The organism is Saccharopolyspora elongata (genome assembly GCF_004348985.1).
In the GTDB taxonomy this organism is placed as follows: domain Bacteria; phylum Actinomycetota; class Actinomycetes; order Mycobacteriales; family Pseudonocardiaceae; genus Saccharopolyspora; species Saccharopolyspora elongata.
Genome location: NZ_SMKW01000207.1, coordinates 1 through 1737 on the forward strand (window position 1 = coordinate 1; position 1737 = coordinate 1737).

A 1737-nucleotide genomic window follows, 5' to 3' on the forward strand; every position below is an offset into this window, starting at 1 on the left:
GAGAAGGCGGGGGCGGGTCTGAGCGGGCTGGTGTTGGAACAGGAAGCCAACAAGCATGTCCCGGGCGATGAGGATGCTGATAGCGGCTACGGCAGCGACGAGGACACCGACGCAGACGCAGACGACGCCGGCAGCGAGTCCGGTAGCGGTAGCAGCGAGTCCGGCGGCAGTAGCGAGTCCGGCTACGGCGGCGGCGAGGATGCGGACGACGCCACAAGCGAGTTCGGCGGCGATAGCAGCGAGTCCGGTTACGGCAGCGGCGAGGACGCGGACGACGCGGGCAGTGAGTCCGGTAGCGGCAGCAGCGAGTCCGGCCACGGCAGTGACGAGGACGCGGACGACGCGGGCAGCGAGTCCGGTAGCGGCAGCAGCGAGTCCGGCAGTGGTAGTGGCGAGTCCGGTAGCGGCAGTGGCGATGGTGGGCCGGGGTTGGGGTCGTTGGCCGGTGGGACCAGCGTTCCTCCGGCTGTCTCCGCGCACTCCTCTGGTCAGGGCGATTCCGGTGGTTCTGGTGGGGGCCGGGATGCCGTGTTGCCGGGCGACGGCCAGCACCAATCTGGCGACGAGCACAGCCCGGCCTCGGTGGGTGAGCCCCGCCATATCAGTGTTCCCGAGGGTTCTGGTGCTGCTGTGTCTGGGGGTGGGGAAACCTCTGGTGGCCGGGGTGTGCCGGGTGAGCGGGTCGGTGCCGGGGGCGGGTCGGACACCAAGTCCATTGTGGATCCGGTGGGTGCTGTTGCGTCGCGGCCGGGGCAGCCGGGTGCCCAGGTCCCGGCCACGCCGGAGGCCCAGGTCCCGGCCACGCCGGGTGATCCGGGACGGTCCGAGGCCGTCCGGGAAGAATCCGGTGGCGGGCAGCAGCGGGTGCCGGAAGGTCATCGGCAGGTCCCGTCGGGGCCGGATGTCCCGCAGTCAGGCGCCACCGGTGATCGCAGCCCGGGCGAGGTCGTCACGCATTCCGCCCGTACCCCTGGGAGCGAGGGGTTCGGGTTGGGTGGTTCCGCGCAGTCCGGGCCCCACGGGGCAGGTTCCGGGCCGGCACCTAACGCTGACGAGGTTGTCGCCCGCAATCAGGCCAGCGCAGTCTCCGAGCCCACCGGTCAGCCCGATGGTCAGCCCGATGGGGTGCGGGAGCCCGGGTCCGAATCCACCAGCGTGCCCAGCGGCGAACGCGGTGATGTGTCTGGCGGTGCGCGGGTCGGTGAGTCGACCGGCATGCCTGGCGGTGGTCGGGAGTCGGCTGGTGAGTCTGGTGATCGCGGGTTCACCGGTGAGCCTGGCGGTAGCGGCGAACGCGGTGGGTCGACCAGCGTTGGCGAACGTGGTGACGAGCTTGGTGGTCATCGCGGGTTCACCGGTGAGTCTGGTGGTGGCGAGCGGGTCGGTGAGCCTGGTGGCGAGCGGGCCGGTGGGTCGACCAGCGTTGGTGAACGCGGGGTTGAGCCCAGCGGCGAGAGCGGCGGCGAGTCTGGCGGTGGTCGCGAGTCGGCCGGCACGCCTGGCGGTGAGCGGGTCGGTGGGTCGACCGGCGTGCCTGGTGGTGGTCGGGAGCCGGCCGGTGAGTCCGGTGGTGGTGAGTCGACGTCGGCGCGGATTCCTTCTGCTTCGGTGGTTTCCCATGCCGCGGTCGATTCCGGCACCGAGGGTGGCCGCGATGGCGTGACCCCGGCACCGATCCAGGCCCCGGCCGCCGGTACCGGGTCGGGTTCTGGTTCGGGGGCGGGGGCGGGTCAGGGT

2 protein-coding genes are annotated in these 1737 nt (G+C 71.8%); both read right to left on the reverse strand.

Features of this window, described 5'->3' with window-relative positions; all coding sequences use genetic code 11:
• Positions 1–879: hypothetical protein (locus E1288_RS48490; RefSeq protein WP_408014323.1), on the reverse strand; the 879-nt coding region annotated here is incomplete at its 3' end.
• Positions 880–912: 33 nt separating this feature from the next.
• A partial coding sequence (locus E1288_RS46305; RefSeq protein WP_207954950.1) for a hypothetical protein occupies positions 913–1737 on the reverse strand: 825 nt, incomplete at its 5' end.